This is a genomic window from Pseudomonas linyingensis (assembly GCF_900109175.1).
Taxonomy (GTDB): Bacteria; Pseudomonadota; Gammaproteobacteria; order Pseudomonadales; family Pseudomonadaceae; genus Geopseudomonas; species Geopseudomonas linyingensis.
Window position 1 is genome coordinate 307,830 of the sequence record NZ_FNZE01000001.1, and the last position, 24,317, is coordinate 332,146.

29 protein-coding genes are annotated in these 24,317 nt (G+C 66.3%); 24 read left to right on the forward strand and 5 right to left on the reverse strand.

The window, feature by feature from the left end; all coding sequences use genetic code 11:
- Together BMZ19_RS01550 and BMZ19_RS01555 are read right to left on the reverse strand one after the other, a co-directional pair.
- Entirely contained in the window at positions 1–525 is a 525-nt protein-coding gene (locus tag BMZ19_RS01550) for a KdsC family phosphatase (RefSeq protein WP_090305823.1), read from the reverse strand.
- A complete protein-coding gene (locus BMZ19_RS01555; RefSeq protein ID WP_090305826.1) occupies positions 526–1,500 on the reverse strand; it encodes a KpsF/GutQ family sugar-phosphate isomerase in 975 nt (324 codons plus the stop codon).
- A 205-nt stretch (positions 1,501–1,705) separates the two neighbouring features.
- Here BMZ19_RS01555 and BMZ19_RS01560 point away from each other — a divergent pair, with 205 nt between their 5' ends.
- From BMZ19_RS01560 to hisC, 10 genes are all read left to right on the forward strand, one after another.
- Positions 1,706–2,515 (forward strand): ATP-binding cassette domain-containing protein, encoded by an 810-nt coding sequence (locus BMZ19_RS01560; protein ID WP_090305829.1) that lies wholly within the window; start codon positions 1,706–1,708, stop codon positions 2,513–2,515.
- Entirely contained in the window at positions 2,515–3,312 is a 798-nt protein-coding gene (gene mlaE / locus BMZ19_RS01565; RefSeq protein WP_090305832.1) for a lipid asymmetry maintenance ABC transporter permease subunit MlaE, read from the forward strand. Before BMZ19_RS01560 ends, mlaE begins: the two co-directional genes overlap by 1 nt.
- Positions 3,312–3,782: an outer membrane lipid asymmetry maintenance protein MlaD gene (gene mlaD / locus BMZ19_RS01570; protein ID WP_090305834.1), complete on the forward strand. Its 471-nt coding sequence runs from the start codon at positions 3,312–3,314 to the stop codon at positions 3,780–3,782. The genes mlaE and mlaD overlap by 1 nt, the downstream gene beginning before the upstream one ends.
- Before the next feature lie 19 nt (positions 3,783–3,801).
- The gene (locus BMZ19_RS01575; RefSeq protein ID WP_090305838.1) at positions 3,802–4,446 is read left to right on the forward strand and encodes an MlaC/ttg2D family ABC transporter substrate-binding protein; all 645 of its coding nucleotides are present in this window, start codon (positions 3,802–3,804) and stop codon (positions 4,444–4,446) included.
- Positions 4,443–4,751 carry an STAS domain-containing protein gene (locus BMZ19_RS01580; RefSeq protein ID WP_090305841.1) on the forward strand — a complete coding sequence of 103 codons (309 nt, stop codon included), beginning with the start codon at positions 4,443–4,445 and terminating at the stop codon, positions 4,749–4,751. Before BMZ19_RS01575 ends, BMZ19_RS01580 begins: the two co-directional genes overlap by 4 nt.
- 106 nt (positions 4,752–4,857) lie before the next feature.
- The gene (locus BMZ19_RS01585) at positions 4,858–5,097 is read left to right on the forward strand and encodes a BolA family protein (protein WP_090305844.1); all 240 of its coding nucleotides are present in this window, start codon (positions 4,858–4,860) and stop codon (positions 5,095–5,097) included.
- A 22-nt stretch (positions 5,098–5,119) separates the two neighbouring features.
- The gene (murA, locus tag BMZ19_RS01590) at positions 5,120–6,385 is read left to right on the forward strand and encodes a UDP-N-acetylglucosamine 1-carboxyvinyltransferase (RefSeq protein ID WP_090305847.1); all 1,266 of its coding nucleotides are present in this window, start codon (positions 5,120–5,122) and stop codon (positions 6,383–6,385) included.
- A 9-nt stretch (positions 6,386–6,394) separates the two neighbouring features.
- Positions 6,395–7,030 carry an ATP phosphoribosyltransferase gene (hisG, locus tag BMZ19_RS01595; protein WP_090305850.1) on the forward strand — a complete coding sequence of 212 codons (636 nt, stop codon included), beginning with the start codon at positions 6,395–6,397 and terminating at the stop codon, positions 7,028–7,030.
- 190 nt (positions 7,031–7,220) lie between these two features.
- Positions 7,221–8,528 carry a histidinol dehydrogenase gene (gene hisD / locus BMZ19_RS01600; protein ID WP_090305853.1) on the forward strand — a complete coding sequence of 436 codons (1,308 nt, stop codon included), beginning with the start codon at positions 7,221–7,223 and terminating at the stop codon, positions 8,526–8,528.
- A 78-nt stretch (positions 8,529–8,606) separates the two neighbouring features.
- Positions 8,607–9,665: a histidinol-phosphate transaminase gene (gene hisC / locus BMZ19_RS01605; protein WP_090305856.1), complete on the forward strand. Its 1,059-nt coding sequence runs from the start codon at positions 8,607–8,609 to the stop codon at positions 9,663–9,665.
- Positions 9,666–9,724: 59 nt separating this feature from the next.
- Here the strand turns inward: hisC and algW are convergent, their stop codons facing one another.
- Complete coding sequence (gene algW, locus BMZ19_RS01610) at positions 9,725–10,870, reverse strand: Do family serine endopeptidase AlgW (protein ID WP_090305859.1); 1,146 nt, start codon at positions 10,868–10,870, stop codon at positions 9,725–9,727.
- A gap of 104 nt (positions 10,871–10,974) precedes the next feature.
- Here algW and BMZ19_RS01615 point away from each other — a divergent pair, with 104 nt between their 5' ends.
- The 3 genes from BMZ19_RS01615 (at position 10,975) to cysN (ending at position 14,698) form a co-directional block, all read left to right on the forward strand.
- The gene (locus BMZ19_RS01615; RefSeq protein ID WP_090305862.1) at positions 10,975–11,733 is read left to right on the forward strand and encodes a Nif3-like dinuclear metal center hexameric protein; all 759 of its coding nucleotides are present in this window, start codon (positions 10,975–10,977) and stop codon (positions 11,731–11,733) included.
- Positions 11,734–11,866: 133 nt separating this feature from the next.
- Positions 11,867–12,784, forward strand: coding sequence for a sulfate adenylyltransferase subunit CysD (gene cysD, locus BMZ19_RS01620; protein WP_090305865.1), 918 nt, complete (start codon positions 11,867–11,869; stop codon positions 12,782–12,784).
- A gap of 12 nt (positions 12,785–12,796) precedes the next feature.
- Positions 12,797–14,698 (forward strand): sulfate adenylyltransferase subunit CysN, encoded by a 1,902-nt coding sequence (gene cysN, locus BMZ19_RS01625; protein ID WP_090305868.1) that lies wholly within the window; start codon positions 12,797–12,799, stop codon positions 14,696–14,698.
- 138 nt (positions 14,699–14,836) lie between these two features.
- Here cysN and BMZ19_RS01630 read toward each other — a convergent pair whose 3' ends face one another.
- Complete coding sequence (locus BMZ19_RS01630; RefSeq protein WP_090305871.1) at positions 14,837–15,262, reverse strand: Z-ring associated ZapG family protein; 426 nt, start codon at positions 15,260–15,262, stop codon at positions 14,837–14,839.
- Positions 15,263–15,375: 113 nt separating this feature from the next.
- Here BMZ19_RS01630 and BMZ19_RS01635 point away from each other — a divergent pair, with 113 nt between their 5' ends.
- The 5 genes from BMZ19_RS01635 to BMZ19_RS01655 all read left to right on the forward strand — a co-directional run bounded on the left by BMZ19_RS01635 (position 15,376) and on the right by BMZ19_RS01655 (position 19,830).
- Positions 15,376–16,011: an alpha/beta hydrolase gene (locus tag BMZ19_RS01635; protein ID WP_090305874.1), complete on the forward strand. Its 636-nt coding sequence runs from the start codon at positions 15,376–15,378 to the stop codon at positions 16,009–16,011.
- A gap of 23 nt (positions 16,012–16,034) precedes the next feature.
- Positions 16,035–17,381: a tryptophan--tRNA ligase gene (locus BMZ19_RS01640; RefSeq protein WP_090306338.1), complete on the forward strand. Its 1,347-nt coding sequence runs from the start codon at positions 16,035–16,037 to the stop codon at positions 17,379–17,381.
- A 106-nt stretch (positions 17,382–17,487) separates the two neighbouring features.
- Complete coding sequence (gene zapE / locus BMZ19_RS01645; protein ID WP_090305878.1) at positions 17,488–18,582, forward strand: cell division protein ZapE; 1,095 nt, start codon at positions 17,488–17,490, stop codon at positions 18,580–18,582.
- Between the two features lie 153 nt (positions 18,583–18,735).
- A complete protein-coding gene (locus BMZ19_RS01650; RefSeq protein ID WP_090305881.1) occupies positions 18,736–19,323 on the forward strand; it encodes a YajG family lipoprotein in 588 nt (195 codons plus the stop codon).
- A 201-nt stretch (positions 19,324–19,524) separates the two neighbouring features.
- On the forward strand, positions 19,525–19,830 hold the full coding sequence (locus tag BMZ19_RS01655) for a hypothetical protein (protein ID WP_090305884.1): 306 nt from the start codon (positions 19,525–19,527) through the stop codon (positions 19,828–19,830).
- A gap of 47 nt (positions 19,831–19,877) precedes the next feature.
- Here the strand turns inward: BMZ19_RS01655 and BMZ19_RS01660 are convergent, their stop codons facing one another.
- Positions 19,878–21,038 (reverse strand): 1-acyl-sn-glycerol-3-phosphate acyltransferase, encoded by a 1,161-nt coding sequence (locus tag BMZ19_RS01660; RefSeq protein WP_090305887.1) that lies wholly within the window; start codon positions 21,036–21,038, stop codon positions 19,878–19,880.
- Positions 21,039–21,131: 93 nt separating this feature from the next.
- Between BMZ19_RS01660 and BMZ19_RS01665 the strand changes: the two genes are divergently transcribed.
- The 6 genes from BMZ19_RS01665 to rpsI all read left to right on the forward strand — a co-directional run bounded on the left by BMZ19_RS01665 (position 21,132) and on the right by rpsI (position 24,240).
- Positions 21,132–21,314 (forward strand): CPXCG motif-containing cysteine-rich protein, encoded by a 183-nt coding sequence (locus BMZ19_RS01665; protein WP_090305890.1) that lies wholly within the window; start codon positions 21,132–21,134, stop codon positions 21,312–21,314.
- Positions 21,314–21,589, forward strand: a complete 276-nt coding sequence (locus BMZ19_RS01670) for a putative signal transducing protein (protein ID WP_090305893.1) — start codon at positions 21,314–21,316, stop codon at positions 21,587–21,589. The genes BMZ19_RS01665 and BMZ19_RS01670 overlap by 1 nt, the downstream gene beginning before the upstream one ends.
- Before the next feature lie 27 nt (positions 21,590–21,616).
- Entirely contained in the window at positions 21,617–22,234 is a 618-nt protein-coding gene (locus tag BMZ19_RS01675; RefSeq protein WP_090305896.1) for an SOS response-associated peptidase, read from the forward strand.
- Between the two features lie 76 nt (positions 22,235–22,310).
- Entirely contained in the window at positions 22,311–23,132 is an 822-nt protein-coding gene (locus BMZ19_RS01680) for a M48 family metallopeptidase (RefSeq protein ID WP_090305902.1), read from the forward strand.
- A gap of 270 nt (positions 23,133–23,402) precedes the next feature.
- Positions 23,403–23,831 carry a 50S ribosomal protein L13 gene (gene rplM / locus BMZ19_RS01685; protein ID WP_090305904.1) on the forward strand — a complete coding sequence of 143 codons (429 nt, stop codon included), beginning with the start codon at positions 23,403–23,405 and terminating at the stop codon, positions 23,829–23,831.
- Positions 23,832–23,847: 16 nt separating this feature from the next.
- Positions 23,848–24,240: a 30S ribosomal protein S9 gene (rpsI, locus tag BMZ19_RS01690; protein ID WP_090305913.1), complete on the forward strand. Its 393-nt coding sequence runs from the start codon at positions 23,848–23,850 to the stop codon at positions 24,238–24,240.
- The last annotated feature ends 77 nt before the right edge of the window (positions 24,241–24,317 follow it).

The following is a 24,317-nucleotide window of genomic DNA, read 5'->3' on the forward strand; positions in this document are numbered from 1 at the left end:
TCAGAGGTAGGCGGCCTGGGCCGCCTCCAGCGTGCCCTGGGCGCGCATGATCAGTTCGCAGAACTCGCGGGCGGCGCCTTCGCCACCGCGCGCCTGGGTGACGCCGGCGGCGTGCTGGCGCACGAAAGCGTCGGCGCTGGCCACCGCCATGCCCAAGCCGACCCGGCGGATTACCGGCAGGTCGGGCAGGTCGTCGCCCAGATAGGCTACCTGTGCATATGAGAGTTCCAGTTCGGCGAGCAGTTCATCGAGCACCACCAACTTGTCCTCGCGGCCCTGATACAGGTGCTGGATGCCGAGGTTGTGCGCCCGGCGCTCGACTACCGGGGTCTTGCGCCCACTGATGATCGCGGTGCGCACGCCGGAGTTGATCAGCATCTTGATGCCCTGGCCGTCGAGGGTGTTGAAGGTCTTGAATTCGCCGCCTTCGGGCAGGAAGTACAGCTTGCCGTCGGTGAGCACGCCGTCGACATCGAAGATTGCCAGGCGGATGGCCGCGGCGCGTTGCTGCAGGTCGCAGTTCATTCACATCACTCCCGCGCGCAGCAGATCGTGCATGTTCAGGGCGCCGACCGCACGATGCTCCGGGTCGATCGCCACCAGGGCGCTGATCTTGTGGTCTTCCATGATCTTCAGCGCCTCGGCGGCGAGCATGTCGGGGCGCACGGTCTTGCCGCCAGCGGTCATCAGTTCGTCGATCAGCGCATGGCGCACGTCGACGCCGCGATCCAGGGCGCGGCGCAGGTCACCGTCGGTGAAGATGCCGGCCAGGCGGCCGTCGGCCTCGGTGACCACGGTCATGCCCAGGCCCTGGCGGGTCATCTCCAGCAGCGCCTCGCGCAGGGAGGTGCCGCGCGGCACGCAGGGCAGGCGGTCGCCGCCGTGCATGATGTTCTCCACCTTGAGCAGCAGGCGACGGCCCAGGGCGCCACCCGGATGGGAGAAGGCGAAGTCTTCGGCGGTGAAGCCGCGCGCTTCCAGCAGGGCGATGGCCAGGGCGTCGCCGAGCACCAGCGAGACGGTGGTCGAGGAAGTGGGTGCCAGGTTCAGCGGACAGGCCTCCTGGGCCACGCTGGCATCCAGGTTGACTTCGGCGGCCTTGGCCAGCGGCGAGTCGGGGTTGCCGGTCATGCTGATCAGGGTGATGCCCAGGCGCTTGATCAGCGGCAGCAGGGTGACGATTTCGGCGGTGCTGCCGGAGTTGGACAGCGCCAGGACCACGTCGTCGCGGGTGATCATGCCCATGTCGCCGTGGCTGGCCTCGGCCGGATGGACGAAGAACGCCGTGGTGCCGGTGCTGGCCAGAGTGGCGGCGATTTTGCGGCCGACATGTCCGGACTTGCCCATGCCGACCACCACCACGCGGCCCTTGCAGGCCAGCAGCAGCTCGCAGGCGCGGACGAAGTCGCCGTTGATCCGGGCCAGCAGATCGCTCACGGCGTCCAGCTCCAGGCGGATGGTGCGCTGGGCCGATTGGATGAAGGATGGCGTCTGGGGCATGGGCGCAAACAGGGTTGGCTGATGAAGCGGGTGATTATACCGCCAAAGTGTCGAGGGCTCATCATCTGCCGTCGGCGGGCGGGGAGAGCGCTTGGGCGCACCCGCTGGCACGGTGTATAGTACGTGGCTATTCGGCCACTGGCTGCCGGATGCTCAGCCGTGGGTTCGGGCGTCAGCACGGAAGGCCGGCACGCAAGGAGTTCCGATGAGTAGCGACAACGCGTATGCCGTCGAGCTGAAAGGTGTGACCTTCAAGCGCGGTACGCGCACCATCTTCGACAAGGTTGATCTGGCGTTTCCGCGCGGCAAGGTGACCGGCATCATGGGTCCTTCCGGCTGCGGCAAGACCACCCTGCTGCGCCTGATCGGCGCCCAGCTGCGTCCGGCCAGTGGCGCAGTGATCGTCAATGGCCAGAACCTGCCGGATCTTTCGCGCAACGAACTGTTCGACATGCGCAAGCAGATGGGCGTGCTGTTCCAGAGTGGCGCCCTGTTCACCGATCTCGATGTGTTCGAAAACGTCGCCTTTCCGCTGCGGGTGCACACCAGCCTGCCGGAGGAGATGATCCGCGACATCGTGCTGATGAAGCTGCAGGCGGTCGGCCTGCGCGGCGCCATCGAGCTGATGCCCGACGAGCTGTCCGGCGGCATGAAGCGCCGTGTGGCGCTGGCCCGGGCGATCGCTCTGGATCCGCAGATTCTCATGTACGACGAACCGTTCGTCGGTCAGGACCCGATCGCCCTGGGCGTGCTGGTGCGCCTGATTCGCCTGCTCAACGATGCGCTCGGCCTGACCAGCATCGTGGTGTCCCACGATCTGGCGGAGACGGCCAGCATCGCCGACTACCTGTACGTGGTCGGCGATACCCAGGTGCTCGGCCATGGCACCCCGGCCGAGTTGATGGAGTCCGACAATCCGCGTATCCGCCAGTTCATGCAGGGTATCGCCGACGGCCCGGTACCCTTCCACTTTCCCGCGGCCGATTATCGCCGCGACCTGCTGGGAGACGCCTGATGCGCAAGACTCCGCTGGTCGAGCGGGTCCGCCTGCTCGGGCGTTCCGGCCTCGATGTGCTCGAGGCGCTGGGGCGCTCGACCCTGTTTCTGCTGCATGTGCTGGTCGGTCGCAATGGCGCCGGCAGCTTCCTGCCGCTGCTGGTCAAGCAGTTGTACGCGGTCGGCGTGCTGTCGCTGGCGATCATCATCGTCTCCGGCATCTTCATCGGCATGGTGCTGGCGCTGCAGGGCTACAACATCCTGGTCGACTTCGCCTCCGAGGAGGCGGTCGGCCAGATGGTGGCGCTGACCCTGCTGCGCGAGCTGGGGCCGGTGGTCACCGCGCTGCTGTTCGCCGGGCGTGCCGGTTCGGCGCTGACCGCCGAGATCGGCAACATGAAATCCACCGAGCAGTTGTCCAGCCTGGAAATGATCGGCGTCGACCCGCTCAAGTACATCATCGCGCCGCGCCTGTGGGCGGGGTTCATCTCGATGCCGCTGCTCTCGGCGATCTTCACCGTGGTCGGCATCTGGGGTGGGGCGATGGTCGCCGTCGACTGGCTCGGCGTCTACGAGGGCTCCTACTGGGGCAACATGCAGCGTAGCGTCGAGTTTCAGGGCGATGTGCTCAACGGTGTGATCAAGAGCCTGGTGTTCGCCGTGGTGGTGACCTGGATCGCGGTGTTCCAGGGCTACGACTGCGAGCCGACCTCCGAGGGCATCAGTCGTGCCACCACGCGTACCGTGGTCTACGCCTCGCTGGCCGTGCTCGGCCTCGACTTCATTCTTACCGCTCTGATGTTCGGAGACTTCTGATGCAATCCCGTTCCCTGGAAATCGGTGTCGGTCTGTTCCTGCTGGTTGGCCTGCTGGCCCTGCTGCTGCTGGCCCTGCGGGTCAGCGGCCTGACCATCGGCGCGGCAGACGACACCTACCGTCTGTATGCCTACTTCGACAACACCGCCGGCGTCAGCTCGCGGGCCAAGGTGACCATGGCCGGGGTGACCATCGGCAAGGTGGTGGCCGTCGATCTGGATCACGACAGCTTCATGGGACGCGTGACCATGGAACTCGACAAGCGTGTCGACAATCTACCGACCGACTCCACCGCGTCGATCCTCACTGCCGGCCTGCTCGGCGAGAAGTACATCGGCATCAGTATCGGTGGCGAAGAGGAGGTGTTGGCCGATGGCGGGGTGATTCGTGACACCCAGTCGGCCCTGGTGCTGGAAGACCTGATCGGCAAGTTCCTGCTCAATACCGTCAACAAAGAACCGGCCAAGTAAGTCATTGGGAAGCTCAAACATGCTCAAGATCCTGCGTCGCAGCCTGCTGGTCCTGCTGGCCTGCCTGCCCTTCACCGCCCATGCTGCAGCCACTCCGCAGCAGTTGGTGCAAAGCACCACCGATCAAGTGCTGGGCGAGCTGACCAGCAAGCGCGAGCAGTTCAAGCAGGATCCGGAGGCCTTCTATCAGGCGCTCGACGGCATTCTCGGTCCGGTGATCGACTTCGACGGCTTCGCTCGCGGGGTGATGACCGTGCGTTACAGTCGTCAGGCCTCGCCCGAGCAGATGCAGGCCTTCCAGACCAGCTTCAAGCGCAGTCTGGTCAAGTTCTACGGCAGCGCCCTGCTCGAGTACGACAACCAGCAGATCCGCATGCTGCCGCCGGTCGCCTCCCGCGAGCCTGATCGCGCCTCGGTGAACATGGAAGTGGTCGGTCGCAGCGGCGCCATCTATCCGCTGACCTACACCCTCGAGCAGAAGGGCGGGGCCTGGAAGGTGCGCAACGTGATCATCAACGGCATCAACATCGGCAAGCTGTTCCGCGACCAGTTCGCCGAGTCGATGCGCAGCAACGGCAACGACCTGGACAAGGTCATCGCCACCTGGGGTGACGCCGTGGCGCGTGCCCAGGAAGCTGCCGACGTGACGGCCGGCCAGCAATGAGAGGAGGCTCGCTGCGCGAGGTGCAGGGCGGTGGTCTGGCGCTGCATGGCGTGATCGACATGCATGTCGGCGCCGAGCTGCGCGACGCCGGGCGTCGCCTGCTCGCCGCCAGTCGCAGCCGCGAGGTGTGGATCGATTGTGCGGCCATCACCCAAAGCAGCAGTGTCGGGCTGTCGCTGTTGCTGTGCCTGCTGCGCGATGCCCGGGAGACCGGCAAGATCCTCCAGGTGCGCAACCTGCCGGACGACATGCGCCAGATCGCCGAGGTCTACGGTCTGCTCGAGCTGCTGCCGCTGGCCGATTGAAGCGCTGTCGGCGTGCCATGGCACGCGGCCGGCGGGGTTCGCAGGTCGGGGGCTTTTTTGTATGATGGCCGGCCCGTTCGTGCCGGTCCCCAATCGAGGTTGAGTTATGCAGGCTGAAGACGTCAAACGCCATCTGGAAGCGCAGCTGCCCGGCACCCGTGTGGAAGTCGAAGGGCAGGGCTGCGATTTCCAGCTGAACCTGATCAGCGACGAACTGGCTGCCCTCAGCCCGGTCAAGCGCCAGCAGCAGATCTATGCCCACCTCAATGCCTGGATCGCCGATGGCAGCATCCATGCAGTGACCATGAAATTCTTCACCCAGGCTGCCTGGGCCGAGCGCGCCTGAGCGCCGGCGACCGAGATTCCCAATGGATAAACTGATCATTACCGGTGGCGCCCCGCTCGACGGGGAAATCCGCATTTCCGGCGCGAAGAACGCGGCCCTGCCGATCCTCGCCGCGACCCTGCTGGCCGATACCCCGGTCACCGTGCGCAACCTGCCGCACCTGCACGACATCACCACCATGATCGAGCTGTTCGGTCGCATGGGCGTCGAGCCGGTGATCAACGAGAAGCTCGACGTAGAAGTCGATGCCACCACCATCAAGACCCTGGTGGCGCCCTACGAGCTGGTCAAGACCATGCGCGCCTCGATCCTGGTGCTCGGTCCGATGGTCGCCCGCTTCGGTCAGGCCGAAGTGGCCCTGCCCGGCGGCTGCGCCATCGGCAGCCGTCCGGTCGACCTGCACATCCGCGGCCTCGAGGCGATGGGCGCGATCATCGACGTCGATGGCGGCTACATCAAGGCCCGCGCTCCGGAAGGTGGCCTGCGCGGCGCGCACTTCTGCTTCGACACCGTCAGCGTGACCGGCACCGAGAACATCCTCATGGCTGCCACCCTGGCCAACGGTCGCAGCGTCCTCGAGAACGCCGCGCGCGAGCCGGAAGTGGTCGACCTGGCCAACATGCTGATCGCCATGGGCGCGCAGATCCAGGGCGCCGGCACCTCGACGATCACCGTCGATGGCGTCAAGCGTCTGGGTGGTGGCAGCTACGCGGTGATGCCCGACCGCATCGAGACCGGCACCTTCCTGGTCGCCGCCGCCGCCAGTCGCGGCCGGGTCAAGCTCAAGGATACCGATCCGACCATCCTCGAGGCCGTGCTGCTCAAGCTGCAGGAAGCCGGCGCCGAGATCACCACCGGGGATGACTGGATCGAGCTGGACATGAAGGGCAAGCGGCCGAAGGCGGTCAACGTGCGTACCGCCCCGTACCCGGCGTTCCCCACCGACATGCAGGCGCAGTTCATCGCCATGAACGCGGTGGCCGAAGGTACCGGCACGGTGATCGAGACCATCTTCGAGAACCGCTTCATGCACGTGCAGGAAATGCAGCGCATGGGCGCGCACATCCAGATCGAGGGCAATACCGCCATCGTCACCGGTGTGTCGCGCCTCAAGGCTGCCCCGGTGATGGCTACCGACCTGCGTGCCTCGGCCAGCCTGGTGATCGCCGCGCTGGTCGCCGATGGCGACACCCTGATCGACCGCATCTACCACATCGACCGTGGCTACGAGTGCATCGAGGAAAAACTGCAACTGCTCGGCGCCAAGATCCGCCGTGTACCGGGCTAGGGGTAAGTCATGCTGACCATCGCGCTGTCCAAGGGCCGCATTCTCGACGATACCCTGCCGCTGCTGGCGGCAGCCGGCATCGTGCCGACCGAGAATCCGGACAAGAGCCGCAAGCTGATCATCCCGACCACCCAGGCCGATGTGCGCCTGCTGATCGTGCGTGCCACCGACGTGCCGACCTACGTCGAGCACGGCGCCGCCGATCTCGGCGTGGCCGGCAAGGACGTGCTGCTGGAATATGGTGGCCAGGGCCTCTACGAGCCGCTCGACCTGCAGATCGCCAAGTGCAAGCTGATGACCGCCGGCAAGGTTGGCGCGCCTGAGCCCAAGGGCCGCCTGCGTGTGGCCACCAAGTTCGTCAACGTGGCCAAGCGCTACTACGCCGAGCAGGGTCGCCAGGTCGACATCATCAAGCTGTACGGCTCCATGGAGCTGGCGCCGCTGGTGGGCCTGGCCGACAAGATCATCGACGTGGTCGACACCGGTAACACCCTGCGCGCCAACGGCCTGGAGCCGCAGGAGCTGATCTGCCATGTCAGCTCGCGACTGGTGGTCAACAAGGCCTCGATGAAGATGCAGCATGCGCGCATCCAGGCCCTGATCGATACCCTGCGCCAGGCCGTGCAATCACGCCGGCCAGCGTGAGTCATCCCCGGCGCCAGGGACGGCGCCGACGTCGTCCTGCCCTGTAGGGTGGCGACTACTTGCTGTTTCCGCCCGCGACCATCGGTCGCTACAGCCTATCCGTGTCATAGCCACAATTGCCGGGTGCCCGCACGGAAGGCCTGCTAGTCTAGCGGCGCCCGACCCCCGCTTACGCCAGAGAGGCTTTGCCATGACCGCACCAATCGCCATCCGCCGACTCGACGCCGCCGATCCGCAGTTTGCCCGTCATCTGGATCATCTGCTGAGCTGGGAAAGCGTGTCCGACGATGCGGTCAACCAGCGCGTGCTGGACATCATCAAGGGCGTGCGCGAGCGCGGCGATGCCGCGCTGGTCGAGTACACCCAGCGCTTCGACGGCGTCGAGGCGACCTCCATGGCCGAGCTGATCCTGCCGCGCGAGCGCCTGGAGCTGGCCCTGACCCGCATCAGTGTCGAGCAGCGCACGGCGCTGGAGCAGGCCGCCGAGCGCGTGCGCCTCTACCACGAGCGGCAGAAGCAGGACTCCTGGACCTACACCGAGGCCGACGGCACCGTGCTCGGCCAGCAGGTCACCCCGCTGGATCGCGCCGGCCTGTATGTGCCGGGCGGCAAGGCGGCCTATCCGTCGTCGGTGCTGATGAACGCCATTCCGGCCAAGGTGGCCGGTGTCGCCGAAGTGGTGATGGTGGTGCCGACCCCGCGTGGCGAGCTCAACGAATTGGTGCTGGCCGCCGCCTGCGTGGCCGGTGTCGACCGCGTGTTCACCATCGGCGGCGCCCAGGCCGTGGCCGCGCTGGCCTACGGTACCGAGAGCGTGCCGCAGGTGGATAAGGTGGTCGGTCCGGGCAACATCTATGTGGCCACCGCCAAGCGCCACGTGTTCGGCCAGGTCGGCATCGACATGATCGCCGGCCCCTCGGAGATCCTCGTGGTCTGCGACGGCCAGACCGACCCGGACTGGATCGCCATGGACCTGTTCTCCCAGGCCGAGCATGACGAGGACGCCCAGTCGATCCTGGTCAGCCCGGACGACGCCTTCCTCGACCGGGTGGCCGAAAGCATCGCTCGCCTGCTGCCGACCATGGAGCGTGCCGAGATCATCCGCACCTCGCTGGAGGCCCGCGGCGCGCTGATCCAGGTCGCCGACATGGAGCAGGCCATCGCCGTGGCCAACCGCATCGCCCCGGAACACCTCGAGCTGTCGGTGGCCGAGCCGCAACAGTGGCTGGCGCAGATCCGTCACGCCGGCGCGATCTTCATGGGCAGGTACACTGCGGAGGCGCTGGGCGACTACTGCGCCGGGCCGAACCACGTGCTGCCGACCTCCGGTACCGCGCGCTTCTCCTCGCCGCTGGGGGTCTACGACTTCCAGAAGCGCTCGTCGATCATCTTCTGTTCGGCCGCCGGTGCCTCCGAGCTGGGCAAGACCGCCTCGGTGCTGGCCCGCGGCGAGTCGCTGACCGCCCACGCGCGCAGCGCCGAGTACCGTATCAAGTAATACGTCGGGTGCGCGGTGCGCACCCCGGGAACGATTCGGTGCGCACCGCGCACCCTACGCATTCGAGGAGAGAAGGGCGTGAGCAAATTCTGGAGTCCCTTCGTCAAGGACCTGGTGCCCTACGTGCCGGGTGAGCAGCCCAAGCTGGAGCGGCTGGTCAAACTCAACACCAATGAGAACCCCTACGGCCCGTCGCCGAAGGTGCTCGAAGCCATCGGTGCCGAGCTGGACGACAACCTGCGGCTGTACCCGGACCCCAACGGCGAGCGCCTCAAGCAGGCGATCGCCGGCTACTACGGCGTGCAGCCCAGTCAGGTGTTCGTCGGCAACGGTTCCGACGAGGTGCTGGCGCACGTGTTCCACGGCCTGTTCCAGCACGGCCGGCCGCTGCTGTTTCCGGACATCAGCTACAGCTTCTATCCGGTGTACTGCGGCCTCTACCACATCCCGTTCGAGACCGTGGCGCTGGACGAGCAGTTCCGCATCAATGTGGCGGACTACGCGCGCCCCAACGGCGGCATCATCTTCCCCAACCCCAATGCGCCGACCGGCTGCCTGCTGCCGCTGACGGCGATTCGCCAGCTGCTCGAGGCCAACCGCGAGTCGGTGGTGGTGGTCGACGAGGCCTATGTCGACTTCGGCGGCGAAAGCGCCATCAGCCTGGTGGACCAGTATCCCAACCTGCTGGTCACCCAGACCCTGTCCAAGTCGCGCTCGCTGGCCGGCCTGCGCGTTGGCCTGGCGGTCGGCAATGCCGAGCTGATCGAGGCGCTGGAGCGGATCAAGAACAGCTTCAACTCCTACCCGCTCGATCGCCTGGCGCTGGCCGGGGCGGTGGCGGCGTTCGAGGACCAGGACTACTTCGAGCAGACCTGCCAGGCGGTGATCGCCAGCCGCGAGCAGTTGGTCAGCGAGCTGCAGGATCTGGGCTTCGAGGTGCTGCCGTCGGCGGCCAACTTCATCTTCGCCCGCCACCCGCAGCATGACGCCGCGCAGCTGGCGGCGGCCCTGCGCGAGCAGGGGGTGATTGTGCGCCACTTCAAGCAGGCGCGGATCAGCCAGTTCCTGCGCATCACCATCGGCACCGCCGAGCAGAACATGGCCCTGCAGGAGGCGCTGACACCGCTGGTGCAGTGATTCCAGCCCATTAACGACAACGGCGCCCACGGGCGCCGTTGTCGTTAATGGGTACGGGACTACTCGCTGCTCACCGCCGGGCGCAGGCCGACTTCGGCGCTGAGCTGCTGAGTCTCGCCACCGCGCATGACCTCGATGCGGATCCTCTCGCCCGGACGCTTGCGCGCCACCTGGTTCATCGCCCGGCGGCCGTCGCTGGCTGGCTCGCCATCGATGGCGAGGATCACGTCGCCCGGTTGCAGGCCGGCGCGCAGGGCCGGGCTGTCGCGGTAGATGCCGGCGACGATGATGCCGCTCTGCCCGCCCTGCAGACCGATGGATTCGGCCAGCTCTGCGGTCAGCGGCTGCACCTCGAGGCCGAGCCAGCCGCGGATTACCTGGCCGTGGGCGATGATCGCCTCCATCACTTCCTGGGCCAGCTTGGTCGGAATGGCGAAGCCGATGCCCTGGGAGCCGCCGGAGCGGGAGAAGATCGCGGTGTTGATGCCGATCAGGTTGCCGTGGGCGTCGATCAGCGCGCCGCCGGAGTTGCCGGGATTGATCGCGGCGTCGGTCTGGATGAAGTCCTCGTAGGTGTTGAGGCCGAGCTGGTTGCGCCCGGTGGCGCTGATGATGCCCATGGTCACCGTCTGGCCGACGCCGAACGGGTTGCCGATGGCCAGGGTGACGTCGCCGATGCGGATGTTGTCGGAGCGGCCGAGAGTGATCGCCGGCAGGTCGGTCAGGTCGATCTTGAGCACCGCCAGGTCGGTTTCCGGGTCACTGCCGATCACCCGCGCCAGGGTTTCGCGGCCATCCTTGAGGGCGACGATGATCTGGTCGGCGCCGGCGGTGACGTGGTTGTTGGTCAGCAGGTAGCCCTTGGGGCTCATGATCACCGCCGAGCCGAGGCTCGACTCCATGCGCCGCTGGCGCGGCAGGTTGTCGCCGAAGAAGCGGCGAAACTGCGGGTCGTCGAACAGCGGGTGGCTCGGCTTGTCCACCACCTTGGTGGTGTACAGGTTGGCCACCGCCGGTGCGGCCAGCTCCACTGCGTCGCTATAGGACACCGGGCCCAGCGTCGGCAGGCCGAGGGCCGGGGCCTGGCGCAGTTCGAGATCCTGCTGGTCGCGGCCGACCCACTGGGGAAACAGCTGGATCACCAGCAGGGCCAGCAGGAGGCCGGCGATAACCGGCCAGCCGAGAAAACGCAGCGCCTTGTGCATCGGGAGTCCTTGAGGTTGCGAGGGCGGAAGGTGGCCATTAAGGTGGCGGCATTATACGAGGCCGGCGCGCGGGAAGCAGTCGCCAACTGTTACGGAGCATCACCATGGCCATTGCCCTGAATACCTTGGTCGCCGAGTGCGGTCGCTACCTGGATGCCGCGCGCATCGCCGACTACTGTCCCAACGGCCTGCAGGTCGAGGGCCGCGCCGAGGTGCGCCGCATCGTCAGCGGAGTCACCGCCAGCCAGGCGCTGCTCGACGCCGCAGTTGAGGCGCAGGCCGATGTGGTGCTGGTACACCACGGCTATTTCTGGAAGAACGAGAACCCCTGCATCACTGGCATCAAGCAGCGCCGCCTGAAGACCCTGCTCAGCCACGAGATCAGCCTGCTGGCCTACCACCTGCCGCTTGACCTGCACCCCGAGGTGGGCAACAACGTGCAGCTGGCGCGGCGCCTCGGCCTGCAGGTGGAGGGGCCGCTGGAGCCTGGCAATCCGCGCTCGGTGGGCCTGCTCGGCAGCCTGTCCGAGCCCCTGGCGCCGGCAGCCTTTGCCGCGCAGGTGGCTGCGGTGCTGGGCCGCGAGCCGCTGCTGGTGCCCGGCTGCGGGCCGATTCGCCGGGTGGCCTGGTGCACCGGCGCGGCGCAGGGCTACATCGAGCAGGCGATCGCCGCCGGTGCGGATGCCTACCTGAGCGGCGAGGTGTCCGAGTCCACCGTGCACAGCGCGCGCGAGAGCGGCATCAGCTTCCTCGCCGCCGGTCATCACGCCACCGAACGCTACGGCGTGCAGGCGTTGGGCGAGTATCTGGCGCAGCGGTTCGCTGTCGAACACCGCTTTATCGACTGCGACAACCCGGTCTGAGCGGTCGCGCTTGGGCATATTTATAGAATGATTGGTTCTAGTGTGTCGCCTTATTAGAAGTTGGGGGGCGTGCTATCGTGCGCGCACGTTCACGGCCCGCCGGCCGCAATCCGTATGTCTTATGTGAGTAGCCATGGTCGACAAACTGACGCATCTGAAGCAGCTGGAGGCGGAAAGCATCCACATCATCCGTGAGGTGGCCGCCGAATTCGACAACCCGGTGATGCTGTATTCCATCGGCAAGGACTCCGCGGTGATGCTGCATCTCGCCCGCAAGGCGTTCTTCCCCGGCAAGCTGCCGTTCCCGGTGATGCATGTCGACACCCAGTGGAAGTTCCAGGAAATGTACCGCTTCCGCGACCAGATGGTCGCCGAGCTGGGCCTGGACCTGATCACCCACGTCAACCCGGAAGGCGTGGCGCAGGGCATCAACCCCTTCACCCACGGCAGCGCCAAGCACACCGACATCATGAAGACCGAGGGTCTCAAGCAGGCCCTGGACAAGTACGGCTTCGACGCCGCCTTCGGTGGTGCGCGCCGCGACGAGGAGAAATCCCGCGCCAAGGAGCGCGTCTACTCGTTCCGCGACAGCAAGCACCGCTGGGACCCGAAGAACCAGCGTCCCGAGCTGTGGAACGTCTACAACGGCAAGGTCAAGAAGGGCGAGTCGATCCGCGTGTTCCCGCTGTCCAACTGGACCGAGCTGGACATCTGGCAGTACATCTACCTGGAAGGCATCCCGATCGTGCCGCTGTACTTCGCTGCCGAGCGCGAGGTGATCGAGAAGAACGGCACCCTGATCATGATCGACGATGCGCGCATCCTCGAGCACCTCAGCGACGAGGAGAAGGCACGCATCCAGAAGAAGATGGTGCGCTTCCGTACCCTCGGCTGCTACCCGCTGACCGGTGCGGTGGAGTCCACCGCCACCAGCCTGCCGGAGATCATCCAGGAAATGCTCCTGACCCGCACTTCCGAGCGCCAGGGCCGCGTCATCGACCACGATGGCGCCGGTTCGATGGAAGAAAAGAAACGTCAGGGCTACTTCTAAGGGTTTCGCATCATGTCGCACCAATCTGATCTGATCAGCGAGGACATCCTCGCCTACCTGGCCCAGCACGAACGCAAGGAACTGCTGCGCTTCCTCACCTGCGGCAACGTCGACGACGGCAAGAGCACCCTGATCGGGCGCCTGCTGCACGACTCCAAGATGATCTACGAGGATCACCTGGAAGCCATCACCCGCGACTCCAAGAAGGTCGGCACCACCGGCGACGAGGTCGACCTGGCGCTGCTGGTCGATGGCCTGCAGGCCGAGCGCGAGCAGGGCATCACCATCGACGTGGCCTACCGCTACTTCTCGACCACCAAGCGCAAGTTCATCATTGCCGACACCCCTGGTCATGAGCAGTACACCCGCAACATGGCGACCGGTGCGTCGACCTGCGACCTGGCGATCATCCTGATCGACGCCCGCTACGGCGTGCAGACCCAAACCCGCCGGCACAGCTTCATCGCCTCCCTGCTGGGCATCAAGCACATCGTGGTCGCCGTCAACAAGATGGACCTGATGGACTTCGATCAGGGCGTGTTCGATGCCATCCAGGCTGACTACCTGCAGTTCGCCGAGCGCATTGGCATGAAGCCCAGTTCGCTGCACTTCGTGCCGATGTCGGCGCTGAAGGGCGAGAACGTGGTCAACAAGTGCGAGCGCGCGCCCTGGTATCAGGGGCCGACGCTGATGGAGATCCTCGAGAGCGTCGAGATCGCCGCCGACCGCAACCTCACCGACATGCGCTTCCCGGTGCAGTACGTCAACCGACCGAACCTGAACTTCCGCGGTTTCGCCGGCACCCTGGCCAGCGGCATCGTGCACAAGGGCGACGAGATCGCCGTGCTGCCGTCGGGCAAGACCAGCAAGGTGCGTTCCATCGTCACCTTCGACGGCGAGCTGGAGCAGGCGATCCCCGGCCAGGCGGTGACCCTGACCCTGGAAGACGAAATCGACGTGTCGCGCGGCGACATGCTGGTGCACGCCGACAACCGCCCGCGGGTTGCCGATAGCTTCGACGCCATGCTGGTGTGGATGGCCGAGGAGCCGCTGCTGCCGGGCAAGAAGTACGACATCAAGCGCGCCACCAGCTACGTGCCGGGCAACATCGTCGGCATCGAGCACCGTGTCGACGTCAACAGTCTCGAGCAACTGGCCGCCAGCGAACTCAAGCTCAACGAGATCGGCAAGGTGCGCGTCAGCCTCGATGCGCCGATCGCCCTCGACGGCTACGAACACAACCGCACCACCGGCGCCTTCATCGTCATCGACCGCCTGACCAACGGCACCGTCGGCGCCGGCATGATCATCGCCGAACCGCTGGTCGGGCAGAACACCGTCGGCCACCACGGCCAGCTGGCCCACGTCAGCGCCGAGGAACGCGCCGCGCGCCTCGGCCAGCAGCCGGTCACCGTGCTGTTCAGCGGCCTGTCCGGTGCCGGCAAGAGCACCCTGGCCTACGCCGTGGAGCGCAAGCTGTTCGACAGCGGCCGGGCGGTCTACGTGCTGGACGGCCAGAACCTGCGCCATGACCTCAACAAGGGGCTGCCGCTGGATCGCGCCGGGCGCACCGAGAACTGGCGGCGTGCCGCGCAGGTGGCCAAGCAGTTCAACGAGGCCGGCCTGCTGACCCTGGCCGCCTTCGTCGCCCCTGATGCCGAAGGGCGCGAGCAGGCCCGTACAGCGATCGGTGCCGAGCGACTGATCACCGTCTACGTGCAGGCCTCGCCGCAGGTCTGCCGCGAGCGCGATCCGCAGGGCCTGTACGCGGCCGGCGAGGACAACATCCCCGGAGAGTCCTTCGCCTATGACGTGCCGCTGGATGCCGATCTGGTGATCGATACCCAGTCCGTCTCGGTGGAAGAGGGCGTGCGTCAGGTGCTGGCGCTGCTGCGCACGCGCGGCGCGATCTGATCCTGCGCTACTGAACGACAAGGCCCCGGCAGCACTGCCGGGGCCTTGTCGTTTGTGGGGCGGCGCAACGTCACCGGGACTTTCCTGCGGGCAAAAAGAAGCCCCGCAGCGGGCGGGGCTTGGCGGGGTGCGCTGGTGTCAGGCCTTCTTCAGCACCTCTTCGTCGTGCAGGGAGCCGGAGTTGCCCGGAGCGTAGTCCTTCGGCGGCTCGGTGCTGGCCGGCGCGGTGATGCGCTCGCGGGTCGGCTGGCTGCTCTCGCTGAGGGCGGCCAGCAGGCGCTGGCGGGTCAGTTCGTCGAGCGCCAGGCGGCTGGCCCCCTCGGAAAGGTGTTCCTGGATGTCCTGATAGTTCTGGGTGAGTTTGTGCACCAGGCTGGCCGTGGTGTTGAAGTGGCTGACCACTTCGCTCTGATAGGCCTCGAAGCGTTCCTGCATTTCGTCCAGCTTGTTCTGGACGCCGCCGGGGGCAGCGCCCGGCAGCAGGCGGGCGAGCAGAAAACCGATGGCAACCCCGACCACCAGGGCCAGGGCTGGCAGCAGCCAGGCAGCAAATGACTGTTCCACGAATCCTTCCTCTATACACGGGATTTGCATTACGTTAGCGGGTCAGGCCGGCGCTGTATAGCACTGGCAGTGTGCTAGACGAGTCTCCCCCTGCTGGGGTCACGGAGCTTCCAGTGTCATTGACCGAAATTCCCCTGCTGCTCGAGGGCCCCTGCGGCGCGCTCGAAGCCTTGTATCTGGGCCGCGACGATGCCCGCGGCCTGGCGCTGATCTGCCATCCCCATCCGCTGCATGCCGGCAGCCTGCACAACAAGGTGGTCGCCACCCTGCAGCGCGCCGCGCGCGATGCCGGCTACGCCACCCTGCGCTTCAACTTCCGCGGCGTCGGTCAGAGCGTGGGCGAGCACGCCCATGGCGAGGGCGAGATCGATGACGCCGAAGCCGCGGCGCGCTGGCTGCTGGCCCAGCATCCCGGACTGCCGTTGACCCTCTTCGGCTTCTCCTTCGGCTCCTGCGTGGCGGCTTGCCTGGGCGGGCGCCTGGAAGACGCGGGGGTGGCCATCGAGCGGCTGTTCATGCTGGCCCCGCCGGTGCAGCGCTTCAGCGTCGACGGCCGTCTGCCGCAGCATGCTGCGCTGACGGTGATCCAGCCCGAGGCCGACGAGGTGGTCACCCCTGCGGCGGTGTATGCCTGGTCGGCGGCGCTCGAGCGTCCCCATGAGCTGCTCAAAGTGGCAGAATGCGGCCACTTCTTTCACGGCAGGCTGAACGAGCTGAAAGCGCTGGTTCTGCCGCGCCTCCAATCCTGATGCAGTACGACAAGCGATCGACCATGACCACCCGTATTCTCACCGGCATCACCACCACCGGTACCCCGCACCTGGGCAACTACGCCGGCGCCATCCGTCCGGCGATCCGTGCCAGCCGTGCGGACAACGTGGACTCCTTCTACTTCCTCGCCGACTACCATGCGCTGATCAAGTGCGACGATCCGCAGCGCATCCAGCGTTCGCGCCTGGAGATCGCCGCCACCTGGCTGGCCTGCGGCCTCGACCCCGAGCGGGTGACCTTCTATCGCCAGTCGGACATCCCCGAGATTCCCGAGCTGACCTGGCTGCTCACGTGCGTGGCGGCCAAGGGCCTGCTCAATCGCGCCCATGCCTACAAGGCCTCGGTCGACCAGAACGTCGCCAAGGGCGAGGACCCTGACGCCGGGGTGACCATGGGCCTGTTCAGCTACCCGGTGCTGATGGCCGCCGACATCCTGATGTTCAACGCCCACCAGGTGCCTGTCGGTCGCGACCAGATCCAGCACGTGGAGATGGCCCGCGACATCGGCCAGCGCTTCAACCACCTGTTCGGTGCGGGGCGCGAGCTGTTCACCCTGCCCGAAGCGCTGATCGAGGAGAGCGTGGCGACCCTGCCGGGCCTCGACGGGCGCAAAATGTCGAAGAGCTACGACAACACCATCCCGCTGTTCGGCACCAGCAAGCAGCTCAAGGACGCGGTGGCGCGCATCGTCACCGACTCCCGGCTGCCGGGCGAGCCCAAGGATGCCGACGACTCGCACCTGTTCACCCTGTACCAGGCCTTCGCCAGCACCGAGCAGAGCGCCGAGTTCCGCGCGGCGCTGGAAGGCGGGCTGGGCTGGGGCGAAGCCAAGCTGCGCCTCACCGAGCTGCTGGAGGGTGAGCTGGGCGCGGCCCGCGAGCGCTACAACGCGCTGATCGCCCGCCCGGCCGATCTCGAGGACATCCTCCTCGCTGGCGCCGCCAAGGCGCGGCGGATCGCCACGCCGTTCCTCAGCGAGCTGCGCGAGGCGGTCGGCCTGCGCTCGTTCCGCAACGAGGTGCAGGTGGCCGCTGGGGCGAAGAAGAAGGCTGCCAAGGGCGCGCGCTTCGTCAGTTTCCGCGACGACGACGGCAGCTTCCGCTTCCGCCTGCTGGATGCCGACGGCAGCCAGCTGCTGCTCTCGGTGAGCTTCGCCGACGGCAAGAGCGCCGGTGCGGTCAGCAAGCGCCTGCAGGGTGGCGAGCTGGACCTGCGTGCCGAGGGTGACGGCTTCGCCCTGTGGCTGGACGACGCCCCGGTGGCGCACAGCCCGGCGTTCGCCGCTGGCGACGAGCGCGAGGCGGCGATGGCGCGCCTGGCCGAGGCGCTGGCCCCGCAGGACGCCTGAACACGGCCCGGCGGCCGTGCCTGCGGCCGCCGGAGGCAGTGGCGAATTGCCAAGAGCGGGGTGCGTGGTTAAAGTGGCGGCCCCGTTTCTTAACCATGTTGCCGTCATGACCCCGCTCGAACGCTACCAGGCTGATCTGAAACGCCCCGACTTCTTCCACGATGCCGCACAGGAAAACGCCGTGCGCCATCTGCAGCGTCTGTACGACGACCTGGTGGCCGAGCAGCAGGATCCGGGCTTGCTGGGCAAGCTGTTCGGTCGCAAGAAGAACCCGGCGCCGATCAAGGGCATCTACTTCTGGGGTGGCGTGGGGCGTGGCAAGACCTACCTGGTCGACACCTTCTTCGACGCGCTGCCGTTCAAGCAGAAGATGCGCACCCACTTCCACCGCTTCATGAAGCGCGTGCACGAGGAAATGAGGACCCTCAAGGGCGAGAAGAACCCGTTGACCATCATTGGCAAGCGTTTCGCCGACGAGGCGCGGGTGATCTGCTTCGACGAGTTCTTTGTCTCCGACATCACCGACGCGATGATCCTCGCCACCCTGCTCGACGAGCTGTTCAAGAACGGCGTCAGCCTGGTCGCGACCTCCAACATCGTGCCGGACGGCCTGTACCGCGACGGCCTGCAGCGCGCGCGCTTCCTGCCGGCGATCGCCCTGCTCAAGCAGCACACCGAGATTGTGAACGTCGACAGCGGCATCGACTACCGTCTGCGCGCCCTCGAGCAGGCCGAGCTGTACCACTTCCCGCTGGATGCCGAGGCCGAGCTGAGCCTGGACCGGAGTTTCCGCAGCCTGCTGACCGAGAACTGCCACGTGCAGGACGACGAGGTGCTGCTGATCGAGAATCGCGAGATCCGCGCACGCAAGGTGGCCAACGACGTGGCCTGGTTCGATTTCCGCGCGCTGTGCGACGGTCCGCGCAGCCAGAACGACTACATCGAGCTGGGCAAGATCTTCGGCGCCGTGCTGGTGTCCAACGTCGAGCAGATGGGCGTGAGCAAGGACGACATGGCGCGGCGCTTCATCAACCTGGTGGACGAGTTCTACGACCGCAACGTCAAGCTGATCCTCTCCGCCGAAGTGGAGTTGAAGGATCTGTACACCGGCGGGCGCCTGGAGTTCGAGTTCCAGCGCACCCTCAGCCGCCTGCTGGAGATGCAGTCCCACGAATTCCTCAGCCGGCCGCACAAGCCGTGACCCGCAAGGGCGCCCGAGCGGGCGCCCTTGTCGTTTGCAGGGTGTGAAACTTCGCTCGTCAGTAGCGGTCGCAATGAGCGCCCTCTGTCGCGGCGCCGTGCCTGGCTGGGTATACTGCCGCGCATTTGCTGTCCAACCTCCGGAGAGATGAACATGCTGCCCCGTTTGCTGTTTGGCCTGCTTGCTGCTGCCAGTCTGGCCCTGGTCGGCTGTGCCCACAGCCCGCAACACCTGAGTCTGCAACCCATGGTCACCGCCCAGCTCAATCCGATCGGCCAGGGCCAGCCGGTGGTGGTGCGCGTGGTCGACGGACGCCCCTCGCCGGTGCTCGGCACCCGTGGCGGCCTGTATCCGGAAACCAGTGCGATCAGCGTGGCCAGCCAGGACATCGTGCCCAAGCTGCAGGGCCAGGCCGAAGCGGCAGTGCGCCTGCTCGGCTTCACCCCGACGCCGAATGCCTACAATGCGCCGCAGCTGACCCTGACCCTGACCGACATGAAGTACCAGTCGCCCAAGGACGGCAGCTACGTCACCGAGGCCAATATCAGCGCCAGCATCCGCGCCGATGTGCAGAACAGCGCGCGCCGCTACAGCGGCCGCTATGCCGCGACCATGAATCAGCGCTTCGGCATGGCGCCGAACCAGCAGACCAACACCAAGCTGGTCAGCGATGTGCTCAGCGATGCGCTGACCCGGGTGTTCAAGGATCCGACCATCGGCCAGCTGCTGAACAACCAGTAAGTCCGATCGGCAGTGAAGCAGGGCGGTGGCGATCCCACCGCCTTTTTTCTGCCCGGCGGTTGCTGCGCCGGTCGGAAAGGCGGTGAGCACGGGGCGGGGCGGGGGATAGACTTGGGCGTTTTTTCTGGGGCGCCGGTGCCACCGGCGGATCGCTTGCTTCTTGCCTGGCGGAGCCGCCGGGCCGTTGTCGGGAGGTTGTGGATGTCATTGCAGCAGTTGTGGTTGATGTGCCTGAACTATCCGTCGCAGGTGGTCAACGGTTTGGCATTGTTCCTGGGGCTGGCCGGAGGCTGGCTGCTGCTGGCGACGCGCCTGCGCGAGCAGCGCGCGCAGGCGCGACTGCTTCTGGATGGCGAACTGGCTGCGCTGGAGGAGGCGGGGCTGGGCGGCGATGTCCGCAGCGAGCGGCTCAATCGCTTCTTCTACGCCTTCGGCGCTGCCAGCCTGCTGGCGGCGCTGCTGCTGTCCTGGCTGAGCACCGGCCTGCAGGCCGCTGCGCCGCTCTGAACGCCGTCACCCGGAGCGACTGGGTCGCGCCGGGTGGGTATCGTTCTCTATAGCAGTCCGGCGCGGCTGCGGTACTGGTTTCGCACCGGGTTGGCGTACTGCATGATCAGATACGGGCGCTGCTCGGTCGGGCAGGCGTCCAGGCGGCGCTGCCACTCGCCTTCGGCGCGCGCCAGCTCGGTGCTATCGAACAGTTCGCTGGCGGTCGGCACTTGCAGCTGCGGGTCGCGCCCATCCCACATGGCGTAGGCCAGGTAGTTCACCGGGAACAGGCGGTAGTTGCCGAGGATCGCCTGGTCGATGCGCTGCGCCAGCTGCTTGGCGTCGGCGTCGGGTGCCAGCACCTCGGGGTTGAAGCCGATGTGCACGCGGCCCTTGTAGCCGGTGATGCCCAGCGCAATGCTGGCGTCGTCCTCGCCCTGTGCCTTGCTGTAGCTGCCGGTTGTTGCGCGGATGTACAGCTCGCGGGCCTTGGCCTGGTCGCAGGGGTCATATTCGTAGCTGATCGAGATCGGCACCAGGTGCAGGTCGCGCAGGGTGCTGGCGAACTCCTCGTCCTTGCGGCTCATATGGAACATCTTGAGGATCGCCGAGTCGGTACGGTCGTCGCCGTCCTTGGCGCGGCCTTCGGCCTGGGCGATCCAGATCGACTCGCCTTCGCTGCGGATCGAGTGGTTGATATAGGCGGACAGGGTCTGGAAGGCCGCCAGCTTCTCGCGCCGCCCGGTCAGCGAGCGGTGCACGATGAAGCACTTGTTCAGGCGCATCAGGTCGCTGACGAAGGGCTTCTGCAGTAGGTTGTCGCCGATGGCCAGGCGCGGCGTGGGCAGTCCGGCGTGATACAGCGCATAGTTGACGAACGCCGGGTCCATGACGATGTCGCGGTGGTTGCTGAGGAACAGGTAGGGGCGGCCCTTCTGCAATTGCTCCAGTCCCGAGTAGCTGATGCCGTCGCTGGCGTGCTCGATGCTGCGGTCGACGTAGGGCTCGATCTTGCCCTGCAGGGCGGTCACGCTGTCGACGCCCTGGATTTCGCGGCGCAGGTAGTGGGCAATGACCGGCTTGAGCAGCCAGCCGAGCGGTCCGGCCAGACGCGGGAAGCGGTAGCGGGTGAGGGTGGAGAGGAAGGCGTCGTCGGCGAGCAGGCGCTCGAGGACGGGGCAGACTTCCGCGTCGGCATAGGGTCGGATGGCTTCGAACTCGCCCATTAGTGTCTCTTGACCAAGGGATTTGGTGTGCGGCGGCTGGAAGTTCCGCCCGGTGGGGCGACAATTATAAACGAAGACCATCGGGAGGCGTGGATGCTGGAAGTCGAGCGCTATCACTGTCCGTATTGTGGCGAGCCGGCCGAGGCCGTGCTCGATCTGTCCGCGGGCGATCAGTGCTACATCGAGGATTGCCCGGTGTGCTGCCGGCCGATCGTCTTCGAGCTGCGCACCGATGGCGTCGCCTGGACGCTTGAACTGCGCCGCGAGGATGACTGATGCAGCGCATCCACGAGCCGGCGGGGCTGGGCGAGGGCGAGCTGCTGGTCGCCATGCTGGGCAGTGAGGGCATCAGTGCCCACCTGCTCGGCCAGCACCTGCTGGGGGCGCTGGGCGAGCTGCCGGCCAGCGGCCTGCTGGCCATTCTGGTGGCCGACGAGGATGTGCCGCGGGCCAGGGCGCTGATAGCTGCGTACAATGCCGCCGAGCCGTTGCCGGCGGAGCCTCCGGTCGCTGACGATCCCGGCCGCCAGCCGGGCGTGCTGTTGTGCTGAATCCTTCTGCTGCAGGTAAGCCCCTCCATGTGTGGACGTTTTGCCCTGTTTCGCTGGTCGCCGTCGCTGGCGGCGCTGCCCGGCTTCCCGGTCGGGCTGGAGCCGCGCTGGAATATAGCGCCTGCCCAGCAGGTGCTGCTGCTGCGTGCCGGCGTGGCGGGATACGAGGCCGCGCTGGTGCGCTGGGGGCTGACCCCGGCGTGGCTGCGCGACCTGTCCCGCTCGCCGGCGCAGGCGCGCGCGGAAACCCTGGCCGAGCAGCCGCTGTTCCGCGAGGCGTTTGCCCAGCGCCGCGGTCTGCTGCCGGCCAACGGCTTCTACGAGTGGCGCGGGCCGCGGCGCCGGCCGTTCTGGATGAGCTCGGCGGAGCGACCGCTGCTGTCGATGGCAGCATTGTGGGAGGCCTATCCGGCCGGCGAGCGGGTCTACCTGAGCGCCGCGGTGGTCACCGTGGCGGCCGGGCCGCAGCGCCGGCCACTGCTGCTGGACGCCGCCGGCGAGGCCGTGTGGCTGGATCCGGCGGCCACCCCCGAGGATCTGCAGGCGCTGCTGCAGGCCCCGCCCCTGCCGCTGCGCGAGCGCCTGCTCGCCGGGCTGGGCAACAGCCCGCAGGAAGAGGGGCCGCAGTGCCTGACGCCGGCCTGAACTCGGTCCGTGGCCGATTGTCTGAAACAACACGGCTGTCTACGATGCAACCCTTGCGTTTCCGGGAGTGTTTTTCATGAATCGTGTCCTTCGCCTTGCCGGTCTGGCTGGCGCGCTGCTGCTGGCCGGTTGCCAGGCGGTCAATACCACCAGTGCTGGCGCCGTGGGCGTCGAGCGCAAGCAGTACATGTTCACCATGCTGTCCAGTCAAGAGCTGAACCAGATGTATGCGCAGTCCTACCAGCAGACCCTGAGCAAGGCGGCCAGCGCCGGAAAGCTGGACAAGAACAGCGCCCTGGCCCGGCGGGTCAGTAACGTGACCCGCCGGCTGATCGCGCAGACCCCGGTATTCCGTCCGGATGCCGCCGGCTGGAACTGGGAAACCAACCTGATCGCCAGTGACGAGCTGAATGCCAACGTCGGGCCGGGCGGCAAGATCATCGTCTACAGCGGGCTGATCGAGAAACTCAACCTTACCGACGACGAACTGGCGGCGGTGCTCGGCCACGAGATCGCCCACGCCCTGCGCGAGCACAGCCGCGAGGCCATGTCCAAGGCCTACGGCGCCGAACTGGCCAAGCAGACTGCGGTGGCCCTGCTGGGCCTCGGCCAGGCCGGCGGCCAGCTGGCCGATGCCGCGGTGCAGTACGGCATGACCCTGCCCAACAGCCGCGGCAACGAGAACGAGGCCGACCTGATCGGCCTTGAGCTGGCGGCGCGTGCCGGCTACGACCCCAATGCGACCATCACCCTGTGGAACAAGATGGCCCGTGCCAGCAACGGCGGGCCGCCCGAGTTCCTGAGCACCCACCCGTCGTCCTCCACCCGCATGGCCAACCTCAAGGCGGCCATTCCAAGGGTCATGCCGCTCTACCAACAGACCCGTGGTCAGCGTTGAGGCAGGTGGTTCACTGGCGAAGAGGGCAAATTCGGCTTGTAATTTCTGCGCGGCTCGGTAAAATTCCCCGGCTTTCGTGACGGGGATGCCTAGCCCGTCCTGCTCGGTGGGAATGCCTAACCTGCCGATTTTGCCGAATGCAGACGCACTGACCCGAGCCCCCCCCGATTTAGTGTCTGCAGTTGGCCGCGGTTGCCTTGTTGTAAAGGCAAGTACTGTCCAGTATGATTTGCTGCTTGATATTTCAGGTGGCCCCTGAGGCTATAACTAATGAAAACTTTCTCTGCGAAACCGGAAACTGTTAAGCGCGACTGGTACGTTGTCGACGCTGCTGGCAAGACCCTGGGTCGTCTTGCCACTGAAATCGCTATCCGTCTGCGTGGCAAGCACAAGCCTGAGTACACCCCGCATGTCGATACCGGCGATTACATCGTCGTGATCAATGCCGAGCAGGTGCGTGTTACCGGTGCCAAAACCACCGACAAGATGTACTACCACCACTCCGGTTTCCCGGGCGGCATCAAGTCGATCAACTTCGAGAAGCTGATCGCCCGTGCTCCTGAGCGCGTCCTCGAGACCGCCGTCAAGGGCATGTTGCCGAAGAACCCGCTGGGTCGCGACATGTATCGCAAGCTGAAGGTATACGCTGGTGCCAACCACCCGCATACCGCTCAGCAGCCCCAAGAACTGAAGATTTAACGGAGTAGGCTCAATAATGTCGGCGACTCAAAACTACGGCACCGGCCGTCGCAAGACCGCTACCGCGCGTGTATTCCTGCGTCCGGGTACTGGCAAGATCTCCATCAACAACCGCAGCCTGGACCAGTTCTTCGGCCGTGAAACTGCCCGCATGGTGGTTCGTCAGCCGCTCGAGCTGACCGAGAATGTCGAGAAGTTCGACATTTACGTCACCGTCGCTGGTGGTGGCGTGAGCGGTCAAGCTGGCGCCATTCGTCATGGCATCACCCGCGCTCTGATCGAGTACGACGAAACCCTGCGCAGCTCGCTGCGCAAGGCCGGCTACGTCACTCGTGACGCCCGTGAAGTCGAGCGTAAGAAGATCGGTCTGCGCAAGGCGCGTAAGCGTCCGCAGTACTCGAAGCGTTAATCGACTAAGCTTCAATGAAACGCCCAGGTTCCGCAGGGATCTGGGCGTTTTTTTATGCGCAGGATTTGTCTGCGACA